The sequence below is a fragment of the Roseateles sp. GW821-FHT09B06 genome, assembly GCF_059418245.1.
Window position 1 is genome coordinate 165,366 of sequence record NZ_JBWKPM010000005.1, and the last position, 25,023, is coordinate 190,388.

18 protein-coding genes are annotated in these 25,023 nt (G+C 68.6%); 7 read left to right on the forward strand and 11 right to left on the reverse strand.

Annotation, left to right across the window (positions count from 1 at the left end):
• Positions 1-7: 7 nt before the first annotated feature.
• The 3 genes from AC07OQ_RS06765 to AC07OQ_RS06775 all read right to left on the reverse strand — a co-directional run bounded on the left by AC07OQ_RS06765 (position 8) and on the right by AC07OQ_RS06775 (position 3,778).
• Entirely contained in the window at positions 8-1,084 is a 1,077-nt protein-coding gene (locus AC07OQ_RS06765) for a flavodoxin family protein (RefSeq protein ID WP_495052333.1), read from the reverse strand.
• A gap of 92 nt (positions 1,085-1,176) precedes the next feature.
• On the reverse strand, positions 1,177-3,102 hold the full coding sequence (locus AC07OQ_RS06770) for an EAL domain-containing protein (protein ID WP_495052334.1): 1,926 nt from the start codon (positions 3,100-3,102) through the stop codon (positions 1,177-1,179).
• Positions 3,103-3,127: 25 nt separating this feature from the next.
• Positions 3,128-3,778 (reverse strand): transglutaminase-like cysteine peptidase, encoded by a 651-nt coding sequence (locus AC07OQ_RS06775; protein ID WP_495052335.1) that lies wholly within the window; start codon positions 3,776-3,778, stop codon positions 3,128-3,130.
• Between the two features lie 176 nt (positions 3,779-3,954).
• On the opposite strand from AC07OQ_RS06775, the gene AC07OQ_RS06780 reads away from it, so the two are divergent.
• Positions 3,955-4,824, forward strand: coding sequence for an HDOD domain-containing protein (locus AC07OQ_RS06780; RefSeq protein ID WP_495052336.1), 870 nt, complete (start codon positions 3,955-3,957; stop codon positions 4,822-4,824).
• Between the two features lie 142 nt (positions 4,825-4,966).
• Here AC07OQ_RS06780 and AC07OQ_RS06785 read toward each other — a convergent pair whose 3' ends face one another.
• The 3 genes from AC07OQ_RS06785 to AC07OQ_RS06795 all read right to left on the reverse strand — a co-directional run bounded on the left by AC07OQ_RS06785 (position 4,967) and on the right by AC07OQ_RS06795 (position 6,893).
• Positions 4,967-5,431 (reverse strand): DUF6152 family protein, encoded by a 465-nt coding sequence (locus AC07OQ_RS06785; RefSeq protein WP_495052337.1) that lies wholly within the window; start codon positions 5,429-5,431, stop codon positions 4,967-4,969.
• A gap of 148 nt (positions 5,432-5,579) precedes the next feature.
• Positions 5,580-5,993 (reverse strand): hypothetical protein, encoded by a 414-nt coding sequence (locus tag AC07OQ_RS06790; RefSeq protein WP_495052338.1) that lies wholly within the window; start codon positions 5,991-5,993, stop codon positions 5,580-5,582.
• A 15-nt stretch (positions 5,994-6,008) separates the two neighbouring features.
• A complete protein-coding gene (locus AC07OQ_RS06795) occupies positions 6,009-6,893 on the reverse strand; it encodes a delta(1)-pyrroline-2-carboxylate reductase family protein (protein WP_495052339.1) in 885 nt (294 codons plus the stop codon).
• A 132-nt stretch (positions 6,894-7,025) separates the two neighbouring features.
• On the opposite strand from AC07OQ_RS06795, the gene AC07OQ_RS06800 reads away from it, so the two are divergent.
• Positions 7,026-7,601: a hypothetical protein gene (locus tag AC07OQ_RS06800; RefSeq protein ID WP_495052340.1), complete on the forward strand. Its 576-nt coding sequence runs from the start codon at positions 7,026-7,028 to the stop codon at positions 7,599-7,601.
• Between the two features lie 65 nt (positions 7,602-7,666).
• Here the strand turns inward: AC07OQ_RS06800 and lpdA are convergent, their stop codons facing one another.
• The 3 genes from lpdA to aceE form a co-directional block, all read right to left on the reverse strand.
• Positions 7,667-9,469 (reverse strand): dihydrolipoyl dehydrogenase, encoded by a 1,803-nt coding sequence (gene lpdA / locus AC07OQ_RS06805; RefSeq protein ID WP_495052341.1) that lies wholly within the window; start codon positions 9,467-9,469, stop codon positions 7,667-7,669.
• 137 nt (positions 9,470-9,606) lie between these two features.
• A complete protein-coding gene (gene aceF / locus AC07OQ_RS06810; RefSeq protein WP_495052342.1) occupies positions 9,607-11,244 on the reverse strand; it encodes a dihydrolipoyllysine-residue acetyltransferase in 1,638 nt (545 codons plus the stop codon).
• Positions 11,245-11,270: 26 nt separating this feature from the next.
• Positions 11,271-13,994, reverse strand: coding sequence for a pyruvate dehydrogenase (acetyl-transferring), homodimeric type (aceE, locus tag AC07OQ_RS06815; RefSeq protein ID WP_495052343.1), 2,724 nt, complete (start codon positions 13,992-13,994; stop codon positions 11,271-11,273).
• Positions 13,995-14,150: 156 nt separating this feature from the next.
• On the opposite strand from aceE, the gene AC07OQ_RS06820 reads away from it, so the two are divergent.
• The 4 genes from AC07OQ_RS06820 (at position 14,151) to AC07OQ_RS06835 (ending at position 20,287) form a co-directional block, all read left to right on the forward strand.
• Positions 14,151-16,700 (forward strand): PAS domain S-box protein, encoded by a 2,550-nt coding sequence (locus tag AC07OQ_RS06820; RefSeq protein ID WP_495052344.1) that lies wholly within the window; start codon positions 14,151-14,153, stop codon positions 16,698-16,700.
• A complete protein-coding gene (locus AC07OQ_RS06825) occupies positions 16,697-17,320 on the forward strand; it encodes a response regulator transcription factor (protein WP_495052345.1) in 624 nt (207 codons plus the stop codon). The genes AC07OQ_RS06820 and AC07OQ_RS06825 overlap by 4 nt, the downstream gene beginning before the upstream one ends.
• A gap of 64 nt (positions 17,321-17,384) precedes the next feature.
• Positions 17,385-18,248 (forward strand): bifunctional methylenetetrahydrofolate dehydrogenase/methenyltetrahydrofolate cyclohydrolase FolD, encoded by an 864-nt coding sequence (folD, locus tag AC07OQ_RS06830; RefSeq protein ID WP_495052346.1) that lies wholly within the window; start codon positions 17,385-17,387, stop codon positions 18,246-18,248.
• 5 nt (positions 18,249-18,253) lie between these two features.
• Positions 18,254-20,287, forward strand: coding sequence for a M3 family metallopeptidase (locus AC07OQ_RS06835; protein WP_495052347.1), 2,034 nt, complete (start codon positions 18,254-18,256; stop codon positions 20,285-20,287).
• Between the two features lie 57 nt (positions 20,288-20,344).
• Here AC07OQ_RS06835 and AC07OQ_RS06840 read toward each other — a convergent pair whose 3' ends face one another.
• Positions 20,345-22,651, reverse strand: coding sequence for a TonB-dependent receptor (locus AC07OQ_RS06840; protein ID WP_495052348.1), 2,307 nt, complete (start codon positions 22,649-22,651; stop codon positions 20,345-20,347).
• A gap of 405 nt (positions 22,652-23,056) precedes the next feature.
• Entirely contained in the window at positions 23,057-24,502 is a 1,446-nt protein-coding gene (locus AC07OQ_RS06845) for a DNA recombination protein RmuC (protein ID WP_495052349.1), read from the reverse strand.
• Between the two features lie 38 nt (positions 24,503-24,540).
• Here AC07OQ_RS06845 and AC07OQ_RS06850 point away from each other — a divergent pair, with 38 nt between their 5' ends.
• On the forward strand, positions 24,541-24,975 hold the full coding sequence (locus tag AC07OQ_RS06850) for a GNAT family N-acetyltransferase (protein WP_495052350.1): 435 nt from the start codon (positions 24,541-24,543) through the stop codon (positions 24,973-24,975).
• Positions 24,976-25,023 lie beyond the last annotated feature (48 nt).

Consider the following 25,023-nt stretch of genomic DNA (forward strand, 5'->3'; position numbering starts at 1 on the left):
CCGGCCCTCACTTGGGCCGCACCGGCCGCGCATCATGGCCCGGGCGCTCGAACCTGCCGGCGCGCTGCGCCCGCGTCGCGACCAGCAGCACCCGGGTCGCCTGGCGCACCTCGTCCTGCAGCGCCCGGTCGGCATCCAGCGCCGCGTGGCTGTCGCAGTAGGGCTCGTAATAGCCCAGGTAGCGGTCCAGCCGCGCCGGCATGCCGGCGTCGATCAGGCCCATCCAGTCCAGCCAGTCGCACAGATTGCGGCGCTGCGACTCGACGCCGGCCACGTCGCCATGCACCACCACGCCGTAGACCCGGCCGGCCAGATGCTTGGGATAGGGCCAGCCGCGGCGTTCCAGCGCCTTGGCCAGCGCGACGTTCTTGCCCTGGGTGCTGGTCGGATCGGGGTTGCCGCCGTCGGCGCAGACCAGGCGGTCCATCATCAGCTTCAGCGGGCTGGGCGACTGGTACCAGTAGGTCGGCGCGAACACCATCACCCCATGCGCGGCGCTCCAGCGCTCGTAGATCTCGTTCATCCAGTCCGGCACCTGCCCCAGCGCGGGGTTGGGGTAGCAGCTGCAGGGCCAGTGGCACAGCGGCATGGCGGTGGACACGCAGCCCTTGCAGGGATGGATGATGCGGCCGTACTCCGAGCTCAGCAGGCTCAGGTCGAGCATGTCGACCTCCAGCTCCCGCTCGTCCTGCAGCGCCAGGCGCGCCAGCTCGGTCAGGCGCCAGGTCTTGGACATCTCGCCGGGGCAGCTGCCGTCGTTGCGGGCGCTGCCGCAGATCAGCAGCAGGCGGGTCGGCGTGGCCGGATCGCGCCAGCGCCGCAGCGCCGCCTGCAGGCGCTCGCGGGTCTCGACCCAGGGCAGCGCCAGCTCGTAGTCGGGATCGGCGAACCCGGGGCCGGCGCGCTGCGTCAGCGGCGCCTTGCGCCCTTCCCGCATCGCGGTCCAGGCGATCCGCTCCAGCCGCTCGATCGCACCGCGCTCGCCGTCGAAGGCGGGATCGACGAAACGTGCCCCGAAACGGCGGTGAAACTCGTCGCGACTCAGGGTCGGCGGCGCCTGGCCCTCGCGGATCTTGCTGCTCACGGCGGCTCTCCTTCAACGGCTGGAGAAGCCAGTATCCGCAGCCTGGCCGCCGCGGCTGCCGGACGGCGCCGCGCCCGCGCTTCGGTCTCTTCCTACACGCCGGCGCCGCGCTGCGCCGTGGCCCAGGGGCCGGTGACGCCGTCGAGTTCGCAGTCCCACAGCGCCTGCACATCCATGCCGTCGACCACGCCCTCGGCATAGACCTTCAGCGCCAGGCTGCGCAGCATGATGACCATGCCGCGCACGAAGGCGGCGCGCGCCGCGTCGCCCGACACGCCCACCACCACGGCGGTATCCAGCTTCACATAGTCCAGCCCGGCCTGGTAGAGCCGGTCCACCTGCGACAGTCCCGAGCCGGCATGCTCCAGGCCCAGCTTGACGCCCAGCGGGCGCAGCTGCCTACCCATCTCCTGCAGCAGCTCGAAATGCTGGATCGCCGCGCTCTCGTCCAGTTCCAGGCCCAGCTTGCGCGCGGCCTGGGGCGACTGGAACACCAGCTCGCGCAGGCGCGCGACGAAGCCGCCGTCCAGCAGCGAGGCCGGTGCCACGTTGACGCAGCGCGGCCGGCCGTCCAGCACGATCGCCTCCAGGGCCAGCGCGGTGACATGCACGTCCAGTTCGGCGGTCAGGCGCGCACGCTGGGCCAGCGGCAGCCAGCGCGCCGCCGGCTCGAAGCGCCCGCTCTCGGGGTTCAGCTGCAGCTGCAGCGGACATTCCAGATGCAAGACCTGGCCCTGACGATCCAGCAGCGGGAATTCGACCAGGCGGCTGCGCCGCGCCGCCAGCGCCGCGGCGATCTGGCCACGCCAGGCGCGCTCGCCCTGCAGGGGCGCACCGACCGGTGGCGTCAGCGCCTCCACCGCAAAGCCGCTGCGCGCCTCGGCGCGCGCCAGCGCGGCATCGGCGGCCCCGAACCAGTCGCTCAGCGGGCGCTCGCGCTCCAGCTCCACCGCGCCCAGCGACACCTGGATGCCGGCGTCCAGTCCGGTCAGGCTCGCGCGCAGGGCCTCGGCCAGCGCGTTGGCGGTGTCCGGCGCCACATCCGGGGCCGGCAGCCAGAGCGCAAAATCGGCGCCGTTCAGGCGTCCCGCCAGGCAGCCCTTGACCCGTTCCGGATAGAGCTTGATCGCATGGCTCAGCGCCACCAGGGCCTGATCCACCGCGGCATGGCCCAGGCGCTGGTTCAGCCCGGCCAGGTCGCGCAGGCGCAGCAGCACCAGGCCGCCGCGCTCCGGGCCCTCGTCGCGCGTCAGGGCCGATTCCAGCTCGGCCAGGAAATGCTTGCGGTGGCTCATGCCGGTGAGCTCGTCGCAATGGGCCCGGCGGCGCAGCACCTCCAGCTGCTCGGCCTGGGCCTCGAACATCTGGCGCACCCGCGCCACCATGCTGTTCATCGCCTGGGCCAGGCGCGCCAGCTCCGGCGCCTTCGGCTCGTCCACCAGGGTGTACTGGCCCTGCACCAGCGCCTGGGCCTGGGCCACCGCCGCGTCCAGGGGCCGGCGGATATGGCCCAGCACCCAGTAGGCCAGCGCCCCGGCCGCCAGGCCGACCACGACCAGCAGGCCCGCCATGCGCAGCACCGCATTCCACAGCTCGTCGTGGACATAGGAGGAATGACTCATCACCTCCACCGAACCGGCCGCGCTCCAGCCGCTCGACACCTTGGCCACGCCGGGCGCCACCTCGATCGGCAGCAGCGCCCTGAACCAGGCCGGCGCCGATCCCATGCGCGCCTGCGACACCCGCTCGAAGGCCATCGTGCCGTCGGCGCGGCGCCATACCAGGCGCTGGTAGTAGCCGGTGTCGAACTGGGCCGACACCAGCAGCGCCATCAGCTGCGCATCGCCGCCCTGCTGCGACATGGCCAGCGCCAGGGCCGTGGCGTTGTCGCTGTTCTTCAGCTGCAGCTGGGTCTGCATCAGCTGACGCATGCCCAGCGTCGACACCGCCGCGCTGCCCACCAGGGCGGCCAGCACCACGGCCAACAGCAGGAACCAGACTTGACGTATCAGCGACATGGACTTATTCCGTTCTTGCTCATGATTAGAACCCCTCCGCCCTGATCTTCGCCAAGGCATCCCTCCAGATCGACAGCCGCGCCACCGGGTTGCCGGCGCTGGTGGCGCCGACGCCCTGCCACAGCCCCTCGGCATTGAAGCTGAACACCGGCGCCAGGTCGGCGCGCGCCGAGGCGGGCTTCACCTCGGGCTGCAGATTGTCCAGAATCACCGGCTCCGCCTCGGGCTGCGCATAGTAGGCCAAGACCATGTGGGCCTGCGGCCGGCCGTCCAGCATGGCCCGCACATACACCAGGCGCAGCCGCGTCTGCGGCACGCCGCTGGCCAGCAGGCTGAAGTACTTGGCGATCGCGTAGTCCTCGCAGTCGCCCTGGCCGCGGTCCAGGGTCTCGAGCGGACTGGCCCAGTAATCGACCTGACCCCAGACCGCCTGGTCGTCGCGAAAGGCGATGCGCTGGTTGAAGAAGTCGTTGACGGCCTTGAGGCGCTGGGCGTCGTCCTGCGCGGCCAGACGATCCACCAGCTGCTGCAGCTGACGCGCCGCGGCCAGGGTGCGCGAGCCATAACGGCCGGCAGCCTCCAGCACCCGGCCGCTGTCCCAGGCCAGCGCCACCGGGGCGAACAGCGCACCGATGGCGAGCAGCGCGGACAGCAGCAGGCCTGCAAGTGCCGCCAAGCGGTATTCCTGCATGGGACGTCGCCGGCGGTGGAGGGACGAGGGCTTGGCCTGGGCCATACTGTGCCGCACTGTACCCTGCACCACCCGCGGGATCGGGCCGCTCGCGGCGCCGGCCGCGGCGATCGGCGGCAACTTTTCTCGGGACGGCGGGTCCTGCCGCGCCACCCTTATCTATGAAGTCCCAACAAGCGATCCGCCAAGAGCTGGACGGCGCGCGCAGGCATGGTCCGCTGCGCCAGATCCAGATCCCGCCCTGCCCCGAACTGCTGGTGCGGCTGCAGGCCGCGATGGCCCACGCCGAGCCCGACCTCAACGAGGTGGCACGCATCGCCGCCAGCGATGTGGCCATGTCCGCCACCCTGCTGCGCACCGCCAACAGCCCGGTCTACAAGGACCCGCAGGGCCTGCCCTGCATCACCGTGGGCCAGGCGCTGAACCGCATCGGGCTGAAGGCGACCGCCGCGGTGATGGCCGGCTTCCTGCTGCGCCACGCCATCCCCGTCAACAGCCCGCAGCTGCTGCGCTTCTGGGAGCGCTCGACCAAGCGTGCGCTGGCGATGAGCTTCATCGCGCGCCAGCTGCCCGGACTCTCCCCCGACCTGGCGCATACCTACGGCCTGTTCTGCCATGTCGGCATGCCGGTGCTGCTGCAGAGCGTGCGCGGCTATGGCTCCACGATGGTGGAGGCCGCGGCACGCATCGACCGGCCCTACATCGCCACCGAGAACGCCAATCACCGCACCGACCACGCGGTGGTCGGCGCCCTGCTGATCCGCGCCTGGAACATGGCGCCGGAGCTGATGAGCGCGATCCGGTTGCACCACGACTTCGCCTCGCTGGGCGACGCCGGCATCGAACCCGAGGTGCATACCCTGGTGGCGGCCGGCCTGGTGGCCGAGCACCTGATGCGCCGCCACGAGGTGCTGCCCGAGGACATCGACTGGGCTGCCAACCGCGCCGCGGCGCTGGACTGGCTGCAGATCGAGGCGGACGAACTCGAGGTCTGGGACGAGCAGCTGCGGGCGGTGCTGGACGAAGCCTGAAAGGCCCACCCCCTACCGGCTTCGCCGGCCCCCTCAAGGGGGCGCACCCGCAGGCCCGGCGAAGCCGGATCCTCGGGCGCCGCTCGGTTAGAGCTGTCTTTTGCGCTGCGGGTGCCGCGATGCGGCATTGAGAGCTGGGGAGTCAGGCCGGGCTCGAACGCAAGCCGTAGGCTTTGTCACCGACGAACAGGTACTCGGCGCGCAGCAGCGCGTCGCCCTTCTCACCCTCGAAGCCGAAGCCCAGCACGCCCAGCGTGTCGCCGGGCCTGATCTCGGCCACGCTCCAGGCCTGCATGCGGGTCAGCGGCGCAAGCTCGATGCGCCAGAGCTTGTCGGCGCGGCGCGGCAGCTCGGCCCTGGCCAGCAGCGCGGCGCCGTCGACGCCGGCGCTCTGCGCGGGCAGCTTGCGCTGCTTCAGATCGGCCGGCAGCGCGGGCCTGTCGGGCAGTTGCAGATCCAGCTCGACATGGGGGTTGCGCCACCAGACCTTGGTGGCCTTGCCCTCCAGCCACAGCGGGCGCTGCTGATCAAAGCTGCTCCATCCATGGTGGGCATGCGCCGCCAGCGGCAGCGCGGCTGCGGCCAGCAGGAAAAGACGTCGGTCCATGACAGCACTCATTTCAGTCCTCCATCCTGTAGCGTGACACTCGCAGCGCCGAAAGCAGATCAAGCCGAGCGACGCCCGAGGATCCGGCTCCGCCGGGCCTGCGGGCGTGCCCCCTTGAGGGGCCGGCGAAGCCGGTAGGGGGTGTTCGTCAGACATAGGCGATCCAGCGACCGCAGATGATGACAGCAGACCAAAACCCCAAGGACAGCAGGCATTGCAGCCGGGTCAGCCGGCCAACGCGCGCCAGCCCGCCGCGCGCATGCAGCCAGGCCGCATTGACGCCGGCCAGCGCGATCAGCAGCAGCTTCAGGCGAAAGGCCCGGTTGGCCAGCAGTTCCTCGGCTTGGCCGGCAAACATCGACAGGCCGGTGACCACGCACAGCGCGAAACCGATCAGGGCCAGGGGCAGGGTCAGGCGCGCTAGCGCGCGCAGATCCAGCGCGGCGCCCAGGCCCCAGACGCGCAGTTCGAACACCAGCAGGGCGCCGAACAGCAGCGCGATGCCCACCACATGCAGCGCCTCCAGTGCCGGATAGGCCCAGGCGATGGCATCGAGCCGCATGTCGGGCCGGCGCCGTCAGGTCCGCCGCACGGCCACGCGCGCGGCGGCCAGGTCCCAGCGCGCGCAGCCCACGCTCTTGAACACCCGCGTGCGCGCATCGTCGACCGGCCGCTGCCCCAGCACCAGATCCTCCAGCGCGGGCAGCGGCTCGAACAGGCCGGCCGCCAGCAGGTCGCCGGCCTCGACCTGGGCGCCCGGTGGATCGTCGACGAAGACCTGGGCCGCGCGCAGCAGCTCGGGCGGCAGCTCCACCATGTCGTGGCGGAAGGCGCCGACGCCGATCACCAGCGCCCCCTCCCCCACGCCGGGCCGCAGCACCGGCACGCGGCTGGTGGTGGCGCAGACGATCAGGTCCCAGTCGCGGGCCGTCTGCGCCGCAGAAGGCACGGCCTCCAGCCCCATCGCGGGCACGAAAGCGGGCACGCTCCGATGCCCCTGCACGCCGATGCGCGCCTCGGGATACAGCGCGCGCAGCCCCTCGGCATGGGCCTGGGCCTGCACGCCGCCGCCGACGATCAGCACCTCGCGCGGTACGCGGCGCGCCAGGTGGCGCAGCGCCAGCAGGCTGACCGCGGCGGTGCGGCGGGCCGTGACCGTGGGGCCGTCCAGCAGGGCCAGGCGCTGCCCGCTGCGGCTGTCCAGCACGACCACCTCGCCGGCAATCGTCGGCAGGCCCTGGGCCGCGTTGTGCGGGTGCACCGTCACCAGCTTGGTGATGCTGATGCTGGCGCTCAGCGCCGGCATCAGCAGCAGGCTGCCGTCCTGGGCCAGCGGCAGCGCCATGCGCGGCGGGCATTGAATGCCGCCGCTGCGGTGCTCGCGGCAGACGGCCGCGATCTCGTCCAGCAGTGCATCCCAGGGCAGGGCCGCGGCGGTGGCTTCGGCGTCGAGCATTTGCATGGTCATCACATCGGTGGCGGGTTCGGCATCCCGGCACGACCCGGTCTACAAACATTCACGGTGGACAAGGCCGGCAGGCCGTCGACACAGTATCTCCCAAGGGGTGCGCGCGGCGGCGGAGACAATGTGGCGATGAGCCGCCGCCGCCCCGTCTCGCCGCCACACCGCAGGCTGCTGGCGGCCGCCTGCCTGCTGGCGCTGATGCTGCTGCCGGTCGGCTGGCGGCTGTTCGGTCCGCGCGGAGTCAGCGTCGAGATCGTGGCCAAGACCTGGCAGCGCGACGTGGAGATCGAGCGCCTGTTGCTGGAAAGCGCCTCCGGCTGGTGCGAGGAGCTGCCGGCCGGGGCCCGCGATGTCAGCCGCCGCCTGCTGCAGGACCCCGAGGGGCGGCGCGGCCTGGCCGAGCATTGCCGTTTCCAGCTGCCGCAATGGCGCGGCCGCCGCAGCGCGCGCGCCGCGGGGCAAGACCCGACCCCTCCCTATTGGCCCGAGGTGACGCTGGAGCCCCAGCCTGGCCAAACCCTGGGTGCCGAGCGGGCCGGCAAACGGCATGAGCATTACGCGCTGCAGCTGAGGGCCGTCGACGGCCAGGCCTGGACCTGCGAGCTGCCGCTGCCGCAGTGGCGGCGGATCGCGGTCGGCAGCAGGTTCCGGCTGCAGGTCGATCGCCAGGGCACGGCCGACTGCGGCCGCCTGCCGGGCGGCTGAGGAGCGCATCCCGCCAAAAGAGAAGGGCCCGCAGGCCCTTCCCATGATTGACGCGCGATACCGGCTCAGCGCCTGGCCGGCGGCACGTCGGTGCAACTGCCATGCGCCACCTCGGCGGCCAGGCCGATGCTCTCGCCCAGCGTGGGATGCGGGTGGATGGTCTTGCCGATGTCCACCGCGTCCGCGCCCATCTCGATGGCCAGCGCGATCTCGCCGATCATGTCGCCGGCATGGGTGCCGACGATGCCGCCGCCGATGATGCGGTGCGTCTCCTCGTCGAACAGCAGCTTGGTGAAGCCCTCGTCGCGGCCGTTGGCGATGGCGCGGCCGGAGGCGCTCCAGGGCAGCAGGCCCTTCTTCACCTTGATGCCGCGCGCCTTGGCCTCGTCCTCGGTGATGCCGACCCAGGCGATCTCGGGATCGGTGTAGGCCACGCTCGGGATCACGCGGGCATCGAAGCGGGCCTTGGCCAGTTTCTCGTCGCCCAGCAGCTCGCCGGCGATGACCTCGGCCGCCACATGGCCCTCGTGCACCGCCTTGTGCGCCAGCATCGGCTGGCCCACCAGGTCGCCGATCGCGAACACATTCGGCACATTGGTGCGCATCTGCACATCCACCGGCACGAAGCCGCGCTCGCTGACGATCACGCCGGCCTTGTCGGCACCGATCTTCTTGCCGTTCGGCGAGCGGCCCACCGCCTGCAGCACCAGGTCGTAGACCTGGGGCTCCTTGGGCGCGCCCTCGCCTTCGAACGTGACCTCGATGCCCTCTTGTGTCGCTCGCGCGGCCACCGTCTTGGTGTTGAGCATGATGTGGTCGAAGCGCGGCGCGTTCATCTTCTGCCAGACCTTGACCAGGTCACGGTCGGCGCCGGTCATCAGGGTCGGCAGCATTTCCACCACGTCCAGGCGTGCGCCCAGCGTGGAGTAGACCGTGCCCATCTCCAGGCCGATGATGCCGCCGCCGACGATCAGCATGCGCTTCGGTGCCATGTTCAGCTCCAGCGCGCCGGTCGAGTCGATCACGCGCGGATCATTGGGCATGAAGGGCAGGCGCACCGCCTGCGAACCCGCGGCCAGGATGATCTTCTTGAACTTCAGCGTCTGGGTCTTGCCGGTCTTTTCCTGGCCCTCGCCGCTCGTCTCTTCGACGCTCAGATGGTTGGCGTCGAGCAGCGAACCATAGCCGCGCACGACCGTGACCTTGCGCATCTTGGCCATCATCGCCAGGCCGCCGGTCAGCTTGCCGATGACCTTCTGCTTGTGCTTGAGCAGCTTGGGCAGCTCGATCTTGGGCGCGCCGAATTCGACGCCCAGATCGGCGAAATGCTTGACTTCGTCCATCACCGCCGCCACGTGCAGCAGGGCCTTGGAGGGGATGCAGCCCACGTTCAGGCAGACACCGCCCAGGGTCGTGTAACGCTCGACCAGGGCCACCTTCAGCCCCAGATCGGCGGCGCGGAAGGCGGCCGAATAGCCACCGGGGCCACCGCCCAGCACCACCACGTCGTATTCGGCATCGGCCTTCCCTTCAAATGTTGCGGCGAAGCTGGCGGCCGTCGGTGCGACCGCGGGCGCAGCGGTGGCGGCAGTTGCCGCCGCCGCCAACGTCGGTGCCGGCGCTTGCGCGCCGTCCGCCTCCAGCAGCAGCACCAGGCTGCCCTGGTTCACCACGTCGCCGATCTTGAGCTTCACTTCCTTGACCACGCCGGCGTGCGTCGAGGGAATCTCCATCGAGGCCTTGTCGCTCTCGACCGTGATCAGGCTCTGCTCGACCTTGATCTGGTCGCCGGCCTTGACCAGCAGCTCGATCACCGCCACGTCCTTGAAGTCGCCGATGTCCGGGACCTTCACTTCAACCAATGCCATAGTCATTTCTCCGTTCGTCGAACAGGCCAGCGGCCCGCCCCTACGAGGTTTTTACCAAGCGGCGCCCGCGGATCCGGCTTTGCCGGGCCGACGGGCGCGCCCCCTTGAGGGGGAGGCGCACGGCGCCTCGGGGGTGGTCAAAGGGCAATCCGGCGGAAGTCCGCCAGCAGCGATGCGAAGTAGACGTTGAAGCGGGCCGCGGCGGCGCCGTCGATGACGCGGTGATCCCAGCTCAGCGACAGCGGCAGGATCAGACGCGGCTGGAAGGCCTTGCCGTCCCACACCGGCTCGATGCTGCTCTTGCAGACGCCCATGATGGCGACCTCGGGCGCATTGATGATGGGGGTGAAGTATTTGCCGCCGATGCCGCCCAGCGACGAGATCGAGAAGCAGCCGCCGCTCATGTCGGCGGGCCCCAGCTTGCCGTCGCGGGCCTTCTTGGCCAGCTCGCCCATTTCCTGGCTGATCTGGAAGATGCCCTTCTTGTCGGCATCCTTGATCACCGGCACCACGAGGCCGTTGGGCGTGTCGGCCGCGAAGCCGATGTGGAAGTAGTTCTTCAGCACCAGGGTGCCGTCGACGTCCAGCGAGCTGTTGAACTCGGGGAACTTCTTCAGCGCGGCGACCGCGGCCTTGATCATGAAGGCCAGCATCGTGACCTTGATGCCCGACTTCTCGTTCTCCTTGTTGGTCGCGACGCGGAAGGCTTCCAGCTCGGTGATGTCCGCATCGTCGTGGTTCGTCACATGCGGGATCGTGACCCAGTTGCGATGCAGATTGGCCCCCGAGATCTTCTTGATGCGCGACAGCTCCTTGCGCTCGACGGGGCCGAACTTCTCGTAGTCCACCTTGGGCCAGGGCAGCAGTCCGGGGAAGGCGCCGCCAGCGGCGGCGCCGGCCGGTGCGGCAGCCTTCTGCGCGGCGGTCTGCGCGGTGCCAGCCATCACGGCCTTGACGAAGCCCTGCACATCGGCCTCGGTGATGCGGCCCTTGGCGCCGGAACCCTTGACCTCGTCCAGCGGCACGCCCAGCTCGCGTGCCAGCTTGCGGATGCTGGGCGACGCGTGGGGCAGCTTGCCCTGGGGCGCGCTGGGCTCGTGCGGAGGCAACGCGGCGGTGGGCACGTGACGCTCGGGGGCCGGTGCGCTCGCGGTAGCGGCAGGCGCAGCCGACATGGCAGGCGCGGCCGGTGCCGGCGCAGCCGCGCCGACCGCCTCGACCACGGCCAGCACCGAGCCCTTGGCCACCTTGTCGCCCAGCTTGACCTTGAGCTCCTTGACCACGCCGGCATGCGAGGACGGGATCTCCATCGAGGCCTTGTCGCTCTCGACGGTGATCAGGCTCTGCTCCAGCTTGACGGTATCGCCCGGCTTGACCAGCAGCTCGATCACCGCGACCTCGTCGAAATCGCCGATGTCGGGCACGAGCACCTCGATCAGGCCGGCGGGCCCGGCCGGAGCGGCCGCCACCGGGGCCGGTGCGGCCACCGGAGCAGCGACCGGCGCGACGGCGGGAGCCGACGCGGGCGCCGCGGCGCCCTCGGACTCCAGCGTCACCAGCAGGCTGCCTTCGTTGACCGTGTCGCCGATCTGGACCTTGATCTCCTTGACCACGCCGGCCGTGGAGCTGGGGATCTCCATCGAGGCCTTGTCGCTCTCGACGGTGACCAGGCTCTGCTCGACCTTGACGGTGTCGCCCACCTTGACCAGCAGCTCGATGACGGCCACGTCCTTGACATCCCCGATATCGGGAACCTTGACTTCAACCAATGCCATGTTCTTGTCTCCGAGTCGCCGCCTGATCAGGCGTACAGCGGGTTGATCTTGTTGACGTTGATGCCGTACTTGGCAATCGCCTCGGCCACCTTGGCCGCGGGCAGCTTGCCCTCGTCGGCCAGCGCCTTCAGCGCGGCGACGACGACGTAGTGGCGGTTCACCTCGAAATGCTCGCGCAGCTTGGCGCGGAAGTCGCTGCGGCCGAAGCCGTCGGTGCCCAGCACCTTGTAGGCCTGGCCCTTGGGAATGAAGGCGCGGATCTGCTCGGCGTAGTTCTTCATATAGTCGGTCGACGCGATCACCGGGCCGGGCTGGCCGGCCAGCTGTTCGGTGACGTAGGCCGTCTTCGGCACCTCAGTCGGGTGCAGCAGGTTCCAGCGCTCGATGGCCTGGCCGTCGCGCGCCAGCTCGTTGAAGCTCGGGCAGCTCCAGACGTTGGCGCTCACGCCCCAGTCCTGCTCCAGCAGGGCCTTGGCGGCGATCGACTCGCGCAGGATGGTGCCCGAGCCCAGTAGGTTGACCAGCGGCTTGCCGGCGGCCTTGTCGGCGTCCTGCAGCAGGTACATGCCCTTGAGGATCTGCTCCTCGGTGCCGGCCTTCAGGCCCGGCATCGCGTAGTTCTCGTTCAGCAGGGTGACGTAGTAGAAGACGTTCTCCTGCTTCTCCACCATGCGCTTGAGGCCCTGGTGCATGATCACCGCCACCTCGTGCGCAAAGGTCGGGTCGTAGGACACGCAGTTCGGGATCGTGCCGGCCAGGATATGGCTGTGGCCGTCCTCATGCTGCAGGCCTTCGCCGTTCAAGGTGGTACGGCCCGAGGTGCCGCCCAAGAGGAAGCCGCGCGCCTGCATATCGCCGGCGGCCCAGGCCAGGTCGCCGATGCGCTGGAAGCCGAACATCGAGTAGTAGACGAAGAAGGGGATCATCACCCGGTTGTTCGTCGAGTACGAGGTCGCCGCGGCGATCCACGAGGCCATGCCGCCGGCCTCGTTGATGCCTTCCTGCAGGATCTGGCCGGCCTTGTCCTCGCGGTAGTACATCACCTGGTCCTTGTCGACCGGGGTATAGAGCTGGCCCGCAGGGTTGTAGATGCCGATCTGGCGGAACAGGCCCTCCATGCCGAAGGTGCGCGCCTCGTCCACCAGGATGGGCACGGTGCGCGGGCCCAGCTCCTTGTCGCGCAGCAAGGTGGTCAGGAAGCGCACATAGGCCTGCGTCGTCGAGATCTCGCGGCCCTCGGCGGTCGGGTCCAGCACGGCCTGGAAGGCGGCCAGGTCCGGCACCTTCAGCGCCTCCTCGGTCTTGGCGCGGCGCTTGGGCAGGTAGCCGCCCAGCTTCTTGCGGCGCTCGTGCAGATACTGCATCTCGGGCGTGTCGTCGGCCGGCTTGTAGAACGGGATCTTGGCCAGCTCGGCGTCCGGGATGGGGATGTTGAAGCGGTCGCGGAAGGCCTTGATGTCCTCGTCCTGCAGCTTCTTGGTCTGGTGGGCGGTGTTCTTGCCCTCGCCGATCTTGCCCATGCCGTAGCCCTTGACGGTCTTGATCAGCATGACGGTGGGCTGGCCCACGGTGTTGACCGCCTTGTGATAGGCCGCGTAGACCTTCTGCGGATCGTGGCCGCCGCGGTTCAGGCGCCAGATGTCCTCGTCGCTCATCTTGGCCACCATCTCCAGCAGCTTGGGGTGGCGGCCGAAGAAGTTCTTGCGCACGAAGGCGCCGTCGTTGGCCTTGAAGGCCTGGTAGTCGCCGTCCAGGGTCTCCATCATGACCTTGCGCAGCAGCTCGTCCTTGTCGCGCGCCAGCAGCGGATCCCAGTAGCTGCCCCACAGCAGCTTGATGACGTTCCAGCCGGCACCGCGGAACTCGCCCTCCAGCTCCTGGATGATCTTGCCGTTGCCGCGCACCGGGCCGTCCAGGCGCTGCAGATTGCAGTTGACGATGAAGATCAGGTTGTCGAGCTTCTCGCGTGCGGCAAGCCCAATGGCACCCAGGCTTTCCGGCTCGTCCATCTCGCCGTCGCCCAGGAACACCCAGACCTTGCGCTGGCTCGTGTCGGCGATGCCGCGGGCATGCAGGTACTTCAGGAAGCGCGCCTGGTAGATGGCCATCAAGGGGCCCAGGCCCATCGAGACGGTCGGGAACTGCCAGAACTCGGGCATCAGCTTGGGATGCGGGTAGCTGGACAGGCCCTTGCCGTCGACCTCCTGGCGGAAGTTGATCAGCTGCTCTTCCGAGATGCGGCCCTCCAGGAAGGCGCGGGCATAAATGCCGGGGGCGCTGTGGCCCTGGATGTAGAGCAGGTCGCCGCCGTGGCTGCCGCCCTCGCCCTGATCATCGCCATGCCAGAAATGGTTGAAGCCGCAGCCCAGCATCGTCGCCAGCGAGGCGAAGCTGGAGATGTGGCCGCCCAGATCGCCGCCGTCATCGGGGGCCAGGCGATTGGCACGCACCACCATGGCCATCGCGTTCCAGCGCATGAAGGCGCGCAGGCGCTCCTCGATCTCGATATTGCCCGGGAAGCGCTCTTCCTGGTCGGGCGGGATCGTGTTGACATAGGCCGTGTGGCCCGAGAAGGGCACGTCGATGCCGGCCTGGCGCGCATGGTCGATCAGGGTCTCGAGCAGGAAATGGGCACGCTCGCCCCCCTCCTCGCCGATCACGGCCGACAGCGCGTCCAGCCATTCCTTGGTTTCGAGGGCGTCGGTGTCATTGGCGGCGGCGCCAAGAAAAGACTGCGGCTGGGCGGACATGCTTGTCTCCTTTATTAGAGGGGTATGCCAAAACGATTGTGGCGCAGTGTCGCATAGCTCATCGCATTTTCCAAATTGTGCGAATTGATTTCATATTATGAAACAACAGGGATAGCGCCGAGCCTCCCGAACAAAGGAGACCCGGATAATCCGGCCATGCTTTCCCGTTTCGAACTCAAGAACGCCTCACGCCGTGCGCTGCTGCCGCTGCAGCGCCTGGTGGCCAGTTGGTGGCGCCGCCAATCGCCGGCGCGCCAGGACCGTTTTGCCACCTTGGGCCCGCTGGTTTCGGTGCTGTTGTTCCTGGCGGCCATCATCCTGGCCTTTTGGTATCTGCGGAACGAGGAAATCGAGCGCGAGGCCGAAGCCGTCAAACGCGACACCGAGATCGCCCAGCAGCAGATCCGGCTGCGCCTGATCGAGAACCAGGAACAGCTGGTGCGCATCGCCCGGGAAGTGGTGACGCGCCAGATCGACGCGCTGGAGTTCAGCAGCCAAGCCAGCACCTTCGCGCGCGAGCGGCCGGAGATCACGCATGTGACCTGGCTGTCGGCCCGGCGCGAGCGTCGCGCCAGCGTCAGCGCCGCCGGCTTCCAGTCCGATACCCTGATGAACGGCAGCAGCACCGACCCCTCGATGCCCCTGGCCGAACAGTCCAGCCCGGCCGAGCTGGCGTTCCAGGCCGCACGCGAGCGCCGTCAGCCGGTCTACTCGATGCCCTTCGGCGACTACAACCGCCTGACCGTGTTCCAGGTCCAGGTGCCGCTGCTGGACCGCACCGGCTTCGCCGGCGTGCTGATCGCCGAGTACTCGGTCGAGGCCTTGCTGCGCTACTGGGTGCCCTCCGAGGTGTCCTCGCGCCATCCGATCTCGGTGCTCGATTCGCGCGAGCAGCCGGTGGCCAGCACCGTGACGCCGATGCCGGGCCAGCGCCTGCAGCGTGCCTCCATCGTGCATGACGTACCGCTGGCCCCCGCGCTGAACGGCCTGGTCTTGCGCGGCCAGGGCTACCGCGTATCGATCGGCCTGATCTCCAACACCCTGTTCTGGATGGTGGTGGCGCTGTCGGTGCTGACGGTCTGGATGCTGCTCGGCACCTGGAAGCATATGCGCCGGCGCCTGCAGGTACAGACCGCGCTGGCCAGCGAGACCAATTTCCGCCGTGCGATGGAGAACTCGATGCTGACCGGCATGCGCGCGATGGACATGGAGTCGCGCATCTCCTATGTGAACCCGGCCTTCTGCGCGATGACCGGCTTCTCCGAGGCGGAGCTGATCGGCCGCAAGCCGCCGCTGCCCCATTGGCCGCCGGACCGCTACGAGGAGAACTTCCGCCTGCTGCAGCAGGAACTGCAGGGCCGCAGCCCGGCCGGCGGCGCCGAGGTCAAGGTGATGCGCAAGGACGGCACCATCTTCGACGCGCGCATGTACGTCAGCCCCCTGATCGACCCCAAGGGCAAGCAGAGCGGCTGGATGGCCTCGATGACCAACATCACCGAGGCCAAGCGCGTGCGCGACCAGCTCAGCGCCTCGCATGAGCGCTTCACCACCGTGCTGGAGGGGCTGGACGCGGCGGTGTCGGTGCTGTCGGTGCAGCAGGGCGAGCTGCTGTTCGCCAACCGCAGCTACCGCCTCTGGTTCGGCGCCGATCCCAAGGGTCACGCGATGCTGGCCGGCAGCCAGTTGGGCCGTGGCGGCGCTCCGGAGATCGACGAGGAGGTGGACGACTATTCCGGCATACCGGCCCAGCAGCTCACCGAGGCCGGCTCCGACCCGCGCGAGGTCTACATCGACACGCTGGAGATGTGGTTCGACGTGCGCGCCCGCTATCTGCAGTGGACCGACGGCCGCCTCGCCCAGATGCTGATCGCCACCGACATCACCGCACGCCGCCATGCCGAGATGGTGTCGGCCCAGCAGGCCGAGAAGGCCCAGGTGACGAGCCGGCTGATGACCATGGGCGAGATGGCCTCCAGCGTGGCCCATGAGCTGAACCAGCCGCTGACCGCGATCACCAACTACTGCAACGGCATGGTCTCGCGCGTGCGCGACGACAACATCCGCAAGGAGGATCTGTTGGCCGCGCTGGAGAAGACCGCCAAGCAGGCGCAGCGCGCCGGCCAGATCATCCACCGCATCCGCAACTTCGTGAAGCGCAGCGAGCCGCAGCGCCAGCCGGCCTCGGCCCATGCCATCGTCGAGGACGCGGTGGAGCTGGCCGGCATCGAGCTGCGCCGCCGCAATGTCGCGATCCACAGCTATGTGGCGCAGCGCCTGCCGCAGCTGCTGGTGGATCCGATCCTGATCGAGCAGGTGGTGCTGAACCTCTTGAAGAACGCGGCCGAGGCGATCGACAACGCCAACCTGCCGGTGTCGCGCCGCCACATCGAACTGAGAGTGATCCCCAAGCACACACCCGAGTTGGGGGGGCACATCGAGTTCAGCGTCACCGACATGGGCCCCGGCCTGCCCGAGGAGGTGATCGAGCGCATGTATGAGGCATTTTTCTCGACCAAGGCCGATGGATTGGGCATCGGACTAGGGTTATGCCGGTCTATTGTGGAGTCCCACCAGGGCCGGATCCGGGCCGAGAACTTATACAATGGAGCGGCTATTGTGGGGTGCCGGTTCGCCTTCACTCTCCCTGTAGACATCCCGCGCCCCGAGCCCTCGGGGACCGCCATGAACCACGCTGCGACACCATGAGTCTGATTCCGAAGAAGGGTAACGTCTACGTTGTAGATGACGACGAGGCCGTGCGGGATTCCCTGCAATGGCTGCTGGAAGGCAAGGACTATCGCGTCAAGTGCTTCGACTCCGCCGAGAGCTTCCTGTCGCGCTACGACCCACGCGAGGTGGCCTGCCTGATCGCCGACATCCGCATGGAAGGCATGAGCGGGCTGGAGCTGCAGGACCGTCTGCTGGAACGCCGCAGCCCGCTGCCGGTGGTCTTCATCACCGGCCACGGCGACGTGCCGATGGCGGTGCAGACCATGAAGAAGGGCGCGATGGACTTCATCGAGAAGCCCTTCAAGGAAGACGAGCTGCTGGCCCTGGTCGAGCGCATGCTGGACCAGGCGCGCAACGCCTTCTCCACGCACCAGGAAGCCGCCAGCCGCGACGCCCTGCTGTCGCGCCTGACGACGCGCGAGGCCCAGGTGCTGGAGCGCATCGTCGCCGGCCGCCTGAACAAGCAGATCGCCGACGACCTGGGCATCAGCATCAAGACGGTGGAGGCGCACCGCGCCAACATCATGGAGAAGCTCAACGCCAACACGGTGGCCGATCTCTTGAAGATCGCGCTGGGCGCCACGGCCAAGGCCTGAACCCCGACCCCATTCAACGAGGCCGCTGCTACAGCGGCCTCTTTTACTTTCAGGAGTACATCGCATGAGCGCCCATTTGATCGACGGCAACGCCCTCTCCAAGCAACTCCGCGGCGAGGTCGCCCAGCGCGCCGCCGCATTGACGGCCAAGGGGCTGAAGCCCGGCTTGGCCGTGGTGCTTGTCGGCGACAACCCGGCCAGCCAGGTCTATGTGCGCAACAAGGTCAAGGCCTGCGAGGACTCCGGCCTGCACTCGGTGCTGGAAAAGTATGAGGCCACGATGAGCGAGGCCGAGCTGCTGGCGCGCGTGCATGCGCTGAACAACGACCCCAGCATCCACGGCATCCTGGTCCAACTGCCCCTGCCGGCCCACATCGACGACCACAAGGTGATCGAGGCAATCTCGCCCGAGAAGGACGTCGACGGTTTCCATGTCGCCAGCGCCGGCGCACTGATGGTCGGCGAAACCGGCTTCAAGGCCTGCACGCCCTATGGCTGCATGAAGATGCTGGAGAGCATCGGCATGAAGGACCTGCGCGGCAAGCATGCGGTCGTGATCGGCCGCTCCAATATCGTCGGTAAGCCGATGGCGATGATGCTCTTGCAGGCCAATGCCACCGTCACCATCTGTCATAGCGGCACCGCCGATCTCGGCGCAATGACCCGCCAGGCCGATGTGATCGTCGCCGCCGTGGGCAAGCGCAACGTCCTGAGCGCCGACATGGTCAAGCCCGGCGCCGTGGTGATCGACGTCGGCATGAACCGCAATGACGAGGGCAAGCTCTGCGGCGACGTGGACTTCGCGGGCGTCAAGGAAGTGGCCGGCTGGATCACCCCGGTGCCGGGTGGGGTCGGCCCGATGACGATCACGATGCTGCTGGTCAACACGCTAGAGTCGGCCGAACGCGCCCTGCAGAACAAGGCTTGAAGACGATGACGACGACCGCCATTAACACCAACCCGCTGCTCTCCACCGTCCCCCTGCCCGCTTTCGCGAGCATCCGGCCCGAGCACATCGGGCCGGCCGTCCGGCAGTTGCTGGACGAGGCCCGCGCCGCGCTGGCCCAGGCCACCGACGCGGCCACGCCGGCCGACTACGACACCTTGGCGCGCGTGCTGTCGGTTGCGACCGAACGCCTGTCGCATGCCTGGGGCGCGGTCGGCCATCTGAACGCGGTTGCCAACACGCCCGAGCTGCGCGAGGCCTACAACGCGATGCTGCCGGCCGTCACCGAGTTCTACACCGCGCTGGGCGCCGACGAGCGGCTCTATGCCAAGTACAAGGCCATCAATGCCAGAGCCGAGGCCCTGAGTCCGGCGCGGCGCCAGGCGCTGAAGCACTGGATCCGCGACTTCGTGCTCTCGGGTGCCGAGCTGCAGGGCGAGGCCAAGGAACGCTTTGCCGCCATCCAGGAACAGAGCGCCGAGCTGGCGCAGAAGTTCTCCGAGCACGTGATGGACGCCACCGACGGCTATGCCTATTACGCCTCGGCCGAGGAACTGGCCGGCGTGCCCGCGGACGTGCTCGGCAATGCGCGCGCGGCGGCCGAGGCCGAGGGCAAGGATGGCCACAAGCTGACCCTGCATTTCCCCAGCTACTTCCCGGTGATGCAGTACGCGGAGCACCGGCCGCTGCGCGAGACCCTGTACCGCGCCTATGTCACGCGCGCCAGCGAGTTCGGCGCCAAGCCCGAGTGGGACAACAGCGCGCTGATGCAGCAACTGCTGATGCTGCGCCAGGAAGAGGCGCAGCTGCTGGGCTTCAAGAGCTTCGCCGAGGTCTCGCTGGTGGCTAAGATGGCCGAGTCGCCGGCCCAGGTGCTGGACTTCCTGCGCGACCTGGCCGCGCGCGCCCGCCCCTATGCCGAGAAGGACCTGGCCGAGCTGCGTGAGTTCGCCGCCAAGGAACTGGGCCTGGCCGAGATGCAGGCCTGGGACCAGGCCTATGTCTCCGAGAAGCTGAAGGAGGCGCGCTATGCCTTCAGCGACCAGGAGGTGCGCCAGTACCTGACCGTGCCGCGCGTGCTGGCCGGCCTGTTCGACATCATCCAGCGCCTGTTCGACGTCAGGATCGTCGAGAGCCAGGCCGAGGTCTGGCACGAGTCGGTCAGGTTCTACCGCCTGGAGCGCCAAGGCGCCCTGGTCGGTCAGTTCTACCTCGACCTCTATGCCCGCCCCGGCAAGCGCCCCGGCGCCTGGATGGACGAGGTGCGCAGCCGCTGGGCCCGCCCGGAAGGACTGCAGCAGACACCGGTCGCCCAGCTGGTCTGCAACTTCGCCTCGCCCTCCGGCGACAAGCCGGCGCTGCTGACGCATGACGACGTCACCACCCTGTTCCACGAGTTCGGCCATGGCCTGCACCATCTGCTGACCCAGGTGGACGAACTCGGCGTCTCGGGGATCTCCGGCGTCGAATGGGATGCGGTCGAGCTGCCCAGCCAGTTCATGGAGAATTTCTGCTGGGAATGGGAGGTGCTGCAGCAGCTCTCCAGCCATATCGAGACCGGCGGGCCGCTGCCGCGCGCGCTGTTCGACAAGATGCTTGCTGCGAAGAACTTCCAGAGCGGGCTGCAGACCCTGCGCCAGATCGAGTTTTCGCTGTTCGACATGCGCCTGCACGGCGAACCGGGCACTGAGGCCGCGATCCAGACCCTGCTGGACGAGGTACGCGCCGAGGTGGCGGTGAACCCGCCGCCGGCCTTCAACCGCTTCCAGCACAGCTTCTCGCACATCTTCGCGGGCGGCTATTCGGCCGGCTACTACAGCTACAAATGGGCCGAGGTGCTTTCCGCCGACGCCTGGAGCGCCTTCGAGGAGGAAGGCGTATTCAACCCGGCCACCGGCCAGCGCTATCTGCACAGCATCCTGGAAGCCGGCGGCGCGCGCGACGCGATGGACAGCTTCAAGGCCTTCCGCGGCCGCGAGCCCCGGATCGACGCGCTGCTGCGCCACCAGGGCATGGCCTGAACGTCGCGGCGGGCGGCAAGCCCTGCGCTTGCCGCCCGCCGATCCGCCCGCTCGGTCTCAGTACGAGACCTTGAACTGCACGCCGTAGCTGCGTGGCTCGTTCAGGATGCCGGTCAGGTTGTTGAAGTCGATCGCGGCGACCACCTGCTGGCGGTCGGTGATATTGCGCACATAGGCCGAGGCCTCGTACTTGCCATTGCCCCAGGCGTAGCCGGCGCGCAGACCGCCTTCCAGCAGGGACTTGGCCTTGTACTCCTTGGCCTCGTACAGGAACATGTTGTACTTGTCCTTGTAGGCCCAGTCGGTCAGCACATAGAGATCGCCGCCGGCCAGTTCGGTGCTGTACTTCAGCGTCCAGTTCACCACCCATTTCGGCGCGCGCGGCAGGTCGTTGCCGCCGATCAGCACCGTGCCGGCCACCGGGCCCGGCTTGTTCAGCACCGTGCAGCCGGTGTTGGGCTGCAGGAACTGGAAGTTGGCATTGCCGCAGGGCTGGACGAATAGGCCGTTGTCCTTGATCTCGGTGTCGTTGTAGCTCAGGCCCAGCGTGGTGCGCCAGTCGCGCGCCAGGATGGCCTGCACGTCGAGCTCGAAGCCGCGGCCCACCGCCTTGTCGGCGTTGACCAGGCGGTTCTGGTTGACCGAGCCGCTGCCGGCGGTCAGTTGCAGATCCTTGACGCGGTAGGCGAACACCGTGCCGCTGATGCGCGCGGCATTGTTCAGGATGTCCTTCTTGAAGCCGGCCTCGAAGGACAGGGCCTTCTCGGAGTCGGCCACCGAGATGGTGTCGCCGAACAGCACGCGGCCCTGGATGCTGGGCGCGCGGTAGCCGGTGGCGACGCGCGTGAACAGCGAGGTGGACTTGTCCAGCGTGTAGTTGGCGCCCAGGTCCCAGCTCCAGTTGGTGGACTTCGGATGGGCGGTCAGCGGGCCGACATTGACCCCGCCGAACGGGGTCTGGGTGCGGGCGGCGTCGAAATCCTTCTTGTCGTCGGTGTAGCGCAGGCCGCCGCGCAGCTTCAGGTCGGGCGTCAGCGCGTAGTTGACGTTGCCGAACAGCGCATAGGACTTGGCCTCCTGGTGCTGCACCGCGTAGCCGTTCTGCGGGTCGCCGGCGGCGAAGGAGTCGAAGTTGAAGCTGTCCACCTGCAGCTTCTCGTTGAAGTAGTAGAAACCGGCGATCCACTGCAGCGGGTCCTTGGTGTTGGACTCGACGCGGAACTCCTGGGTCAGCTGGCGCAGATAGGGCATGCCGTCGGCGGTCTGCGCGTCGAAGGGGATCAGCGCGGTCTGGCCCGGATAGTCCGGGCCGTCCTCGATGGCGGCGAAGCGGCTGCCGAAGCCGCCGTCCACATCGCCGCGGCTGTAGTACTTGGCGCGGTCGTAGCCGGTGATCGAGTGCAGCACCAGATCGCCCAGATCCCAGCGCAGGCGGGCGCTGGCGCCCCAGGACTTCAGGGTCTGGACGTTGTAGCCGTCGGTCGGGTAGTAGCCGTAGTCGAAGCCGTCGACCAGGTCGTTGGTGCCGCGCTTGATGATGTTGGCGCGGAAGGTGGTGGCCGAGCCCTTGTAGTCGCGGCCCTGCAGCTTGAACAGGCCGGTGAAGCCGCCGTTGCGATACTGCGCCTGCACGCGCGCGGCCTTGTCCGTGTAGCCCTCGAGGTCGCTCTCGGCGTCCGGCAGCGGGTTGTGCACGCGGTCGTCGGCACGCTGGGCGATCGCCGCGGCGCGCAGCGACCAGTCGGGGCTCAGCGGCACATTGACGACGCCCTCCAGATTCACCGCGCCGTAGCGGCCGATGCCGATGCCGGCGCTGCCCTCGAAGCGCTTGCTGGGCTTGACCGAGTCGAACTTCAGCACGCCGGCCGGCGAGTTGCGGCCGAACAGGGTGCCCTGCGGGCCGCGCAGGATTTCCACCTGCTCGACGTCGAACACCGGGAAACCCTTCAACATCGGGCTTTCCTGCACCACATCGTCATAGACCAGGCCCACCGGCTGCGAGGCGTTCAGGTCGAAGTCGGTGTTGCCCAGGCCGCGGATGTAGAAGCGCGGGAAGGTGCGGCCGAAGTCCGATTCGATGTTCAGGCTGGGCACCCGGGCCGACAGCGAACGCACGTCCTGGCCGCTCGCGGTATAGGTTTCCAGCACATCGCCCTTCATCGCCGAGATCGACATCGGCACGTCCTTCAGATTCTCGACCCGACGGCTGCCGGTCACGATGACGGCCTCCAGCTGCGTGGTGTCCTTCTTGGCCTGGGCCGTGCCATCGGCATCGGCGCTCTGGGCATGAGCCGTCTGCAGCGGAAACGCGGCGGCGAGCGCCAGCGCGAGTGCGCTGGGATGGAGGCGACGGTAGGTGGACATCAGCGAGTTCCTGTTGGTGGCAGTGGTGTCGATAGGCCGGCCGTCGCCCGGCTAAACGAGCGGCGGCAACGAACATTCCCTAGAGAGACGCTTGAGACGCTTGAGCACCCCATTCGGTTCAAGCACATTCGCAAACGTTTGCTCTTGCAACAACCTAATCTAGCGAGTGCGGCGATCACCGCACATCGGGATCGTCGCTATACGCCCGAACTTTGCGTGCGCGCCACACCCAGGAAACCGAGCATAGGCAGGGGGCGTCCGTCGGTGCTTGTCGCGGTCGCCGGCCGCTCGCGGGCGGCCGAACCGGGCCGAGAATCAGCAGGCGGCTGAACATGATCGCGGGCAGGCTGGGCCAGGGCAGCGCCACCGCATGGCCCATATGGCGACCGGTCCACCCGGCGGCCATCAGGCCGAGGCCTCGTCGTCATCCGCCTGAGCCAGGTTCAGCAGCTGGGTCGCCGAGTCGTCGGGCAGCGCCTCGACGCTCTTGAGCTTGCGCGTCATCGCGCGGGTGCGCACCTCGGCGCTGTCGATCGTGTTGGCGGCCTCCTCGAGCTTCTTCTTGGTCTTGGCCAGCACATCGCCGAACTTGCCGAACTCGGTCTTCACCGCGCCCAGCACCTCCCAGACCTCGGCCGAGCGCTTCTCCAGCGCCAAGGTGCGGAAGCCCATCTGCAGGCTGGACAAGGTGGCCAGCAAGGTGGTCGGGCCGCACAGCATCACCTTGTGTTCGCGCTGCAGGCCCTCCACCAGGCCGGGGCGGCGCAGCGCCTCGGCGTACAGGCCCTCGGTGGGCACGAACAGCAGCGCGAAATCGGTGGTGTGCGGCGGCGCGATGTACTTCTCGCGGATGGTGCGCGCCTCCAGGCGCAGCCGCGTCTCGATGGCCTTGGCCGAGAGCTCGGCGGCGGCGGCATCGGCACGGTCCTGCGCCTCCAGCAGGCGCTCGTAGTCCTCGCGCGGGAACTTCGCGTCGATCGGCAGCCACAGCGGCTGGCCGTCCTCGCGCTGGCCCGGCAGGCGGATCGCGAACTCGACCCGCTCGCTGCTGTTGGGCACCGTCGCCACATTGGCCGCGTACTGCTCGGGCGTGAACACCTGCTCCAGCAGGCCCGCCAGCTGCACCTCGCCGAAGATGCCGCGCGTCTTCACATTGGACAGCACGCGGTTCAGCGAGCCCACATCACGCGCCAGGTTCTGCATCTCGCCCAGGCCGCGGTAGACCTGCTCCAGGCGCTCGGCCACCTGCTTGAAGCTCTCGCCCAGGCGCTGCTCCAGGGTGGCCTGCAGCTTCTCGTCCACCGTGGCGCGCATCTGCTCCAGCTTCTTCTCGTTGTCCTGCTGGATCGCGCCAAGCCGCTGATCGACGGCGGCCTGCACCACGGACAGGCGCTGGTCCACCGCCGCCTGCACCTGGGTCAGGCGCTGCTCCTGACGCTGGCCCAGCAGCTGCAGCTGCTCGCTCAGCGTGCCGCCCAAACGCGCGCCGGCCGCGTCCTGCGCCTCGCGCGCCGCCAGCGCCTGGCCGGCCAGGGCCTGCTGCAGGGTAGCGAGCTGGACGCGGAAGCTGTCGATCTGCTCGTTCTGGGTACGCGCCACATCGCCGCCCTGGGCCAGCAGGGTCTGCTGGAACTGTGCCAGGCTGGCCAGCAGCTCCTGGCGCGTGCCGCCGGCGCTGCGCGCGAGTTCGTCGCGCAGCTCGCGCTCCAGCCGCTCCAGGCGTTCGCCGGACTGCCGGATCAGGGGCTCCAGCGCGCTCTCCTGCGGGCGGCGCAAGCGGCCCCAGACCAGCAGCAGGAAGACGAGGACCAGGGCCAGCAGGCCCAGCAGCAAGGCATCGACAAGACTCATGCCGGCCATTGTCTCAGGGCCCATCTATCATCCGGCGCATGGATCGCACGCCCGAAGCGCTGCACTACACGCGCCACGACGAGCTGCCCGCGGACGACGCCCGCCGGGTGGACGAGGGCCTGGGCGCGGCCAACGATGCCGCCGCGCCGCTGCACGAGGTGCGGCCCCTCGCCTGCTTCGCGCGCCGCGCGGACGGCACGATGATCGGCGGTGCGCTGGGCCGCAGCTGGGGCCCCTGCTGCGAGCTGCAGCAGCTCTGGGTCGAACCGGCGCAGCGCCGCCAGGGCATCGCCACGCGCCTGGTGCGCGAGTTCGAGGCCCTGGCCCAGACGCGCGGCTGCCGCCTCTTCTATCTGGAAACCTTCAGCTTCCAGGCGCCGGCGCTGTACCTTGCGCTGGGCTACCGCAGCGTGCACGAGCACGCGGTCTACCCGCATGGCATCGTCAAGCATCTGATGCTGCGCGAGCTCTAGCCGCGGCGGTCCGGCCCCCGCGTTCGCGCTGATGCCGGTGCGGGCCAC

Coding starts and splice junctions, on each gene's coding strand:
- AC07OQ_RS06770 (WP_495052334.1), bottom strand. CDS start 3,102: ATGTCGCTGATACGTCAAGTCTGGTTCCTGCTGTTGGCCGTGGTGCTG.
- AC07OQ_RS06780 (WP_495052336.1), top strand. CDS start 3,955: ATGAAGTCCCAACAAGCGATCCGCCAAGAGCTGGACGGCGCGCGCAGG.
- AC07OQ_RS06785 (WP_495052337.1), bottom strand. CDS start 5,431: ATGGACCGACGTCTTTTCCTGCTGGCCGCAGCCGCGCTGCCGCTGGCG.
- AC07OQ_RS06790 (WP_495052338.1), bottom strand. CDS start 5,993: ATGCGGCTCGATGCCATCGCCTGGGCCTATCCGGCACTGGAGGCGCTG.
- AC07OQ_RS06795 (WP_495052339.1), bottom strand. CDS start 6,893: ATGCAAATGCTCGACGCCGAAGCCACCGCCGCGGCCCTGCCCTGGGAT.
- AC07OQ_RS06800 (WP_495052340.1), top strand. CDS start 7,026: ATGAGCCGCCGCCGCCCCGTCTCGCCGCCACACCGCAGGCTGCTGGCG.
- lpdA (WP_495052341.1), bottom strand. CDS start 9,469: ATGGCATTGGTTGAAGTGAAGGTCCCGGACATCGGCGACTTCAAGGAC.
- aceF (WP_495052342.1), bottom strand. CDS start 11,244: ATGGCATTGGTTGAAGTCAAGGTTCCCGATATCGGGGATGTCAAGGAC.
- aceE (WP_495052343.1), bottom strand. CDS start 13,994: ATGTCCGCCCAGCCGCAGTCTTTTCTTGGCGCCGCCGCCAATGACACC.
- AC07OQ_RS06820 (WP_495052344.1), top strand. CDS start 14,151: ATGCTTTCCCGTTTCGAACTCAAGAACGCCTCACGCCGTGCGCTGCTG.
- AC07OQ_RS06825 (WP_495052345.1), top strand. CDS start 16,697: ATGAGTCTGATTCCGAAGAAGGGTAACGTCTACGTTGTAGATGACGAC.
- folD (WP_495052346.1), top strand. CDS start 17,385: ATGAGCGCCCATTTGATCGACGGCAACGCCCTCTCCAAGCAACTCCGC.
- AC07OQ_RS06835 (WP_495052347.1), top strand. CDS start 18,254: ATGACGACGACCGCCATTAACACCAACCCGCTGCTCTCCACCGTCCCC.
- AC07OQ_RS06840 (WP_495052348.1), bottom strand. CDS start 22,651: ATGTCCACCTACCGTCGCCTCCATCCCAGCGCACTCGCGCTGGCGCTC.
- AC07OQ_RS06845 (WP_495052349.1), bottom strand. CDS start 24,502: ATGAGTCTTGTCGATGCCTTGCTGCTGGGCCTGCTGGCCCTGGTCCTC.
- AC07OQ_RS06850 (WP_495052350.1), top strand. CDS start 24,541: ATGGATCGCACGCCCGAAGCGCTGCACTACACGCGCCACGACGAGCTG.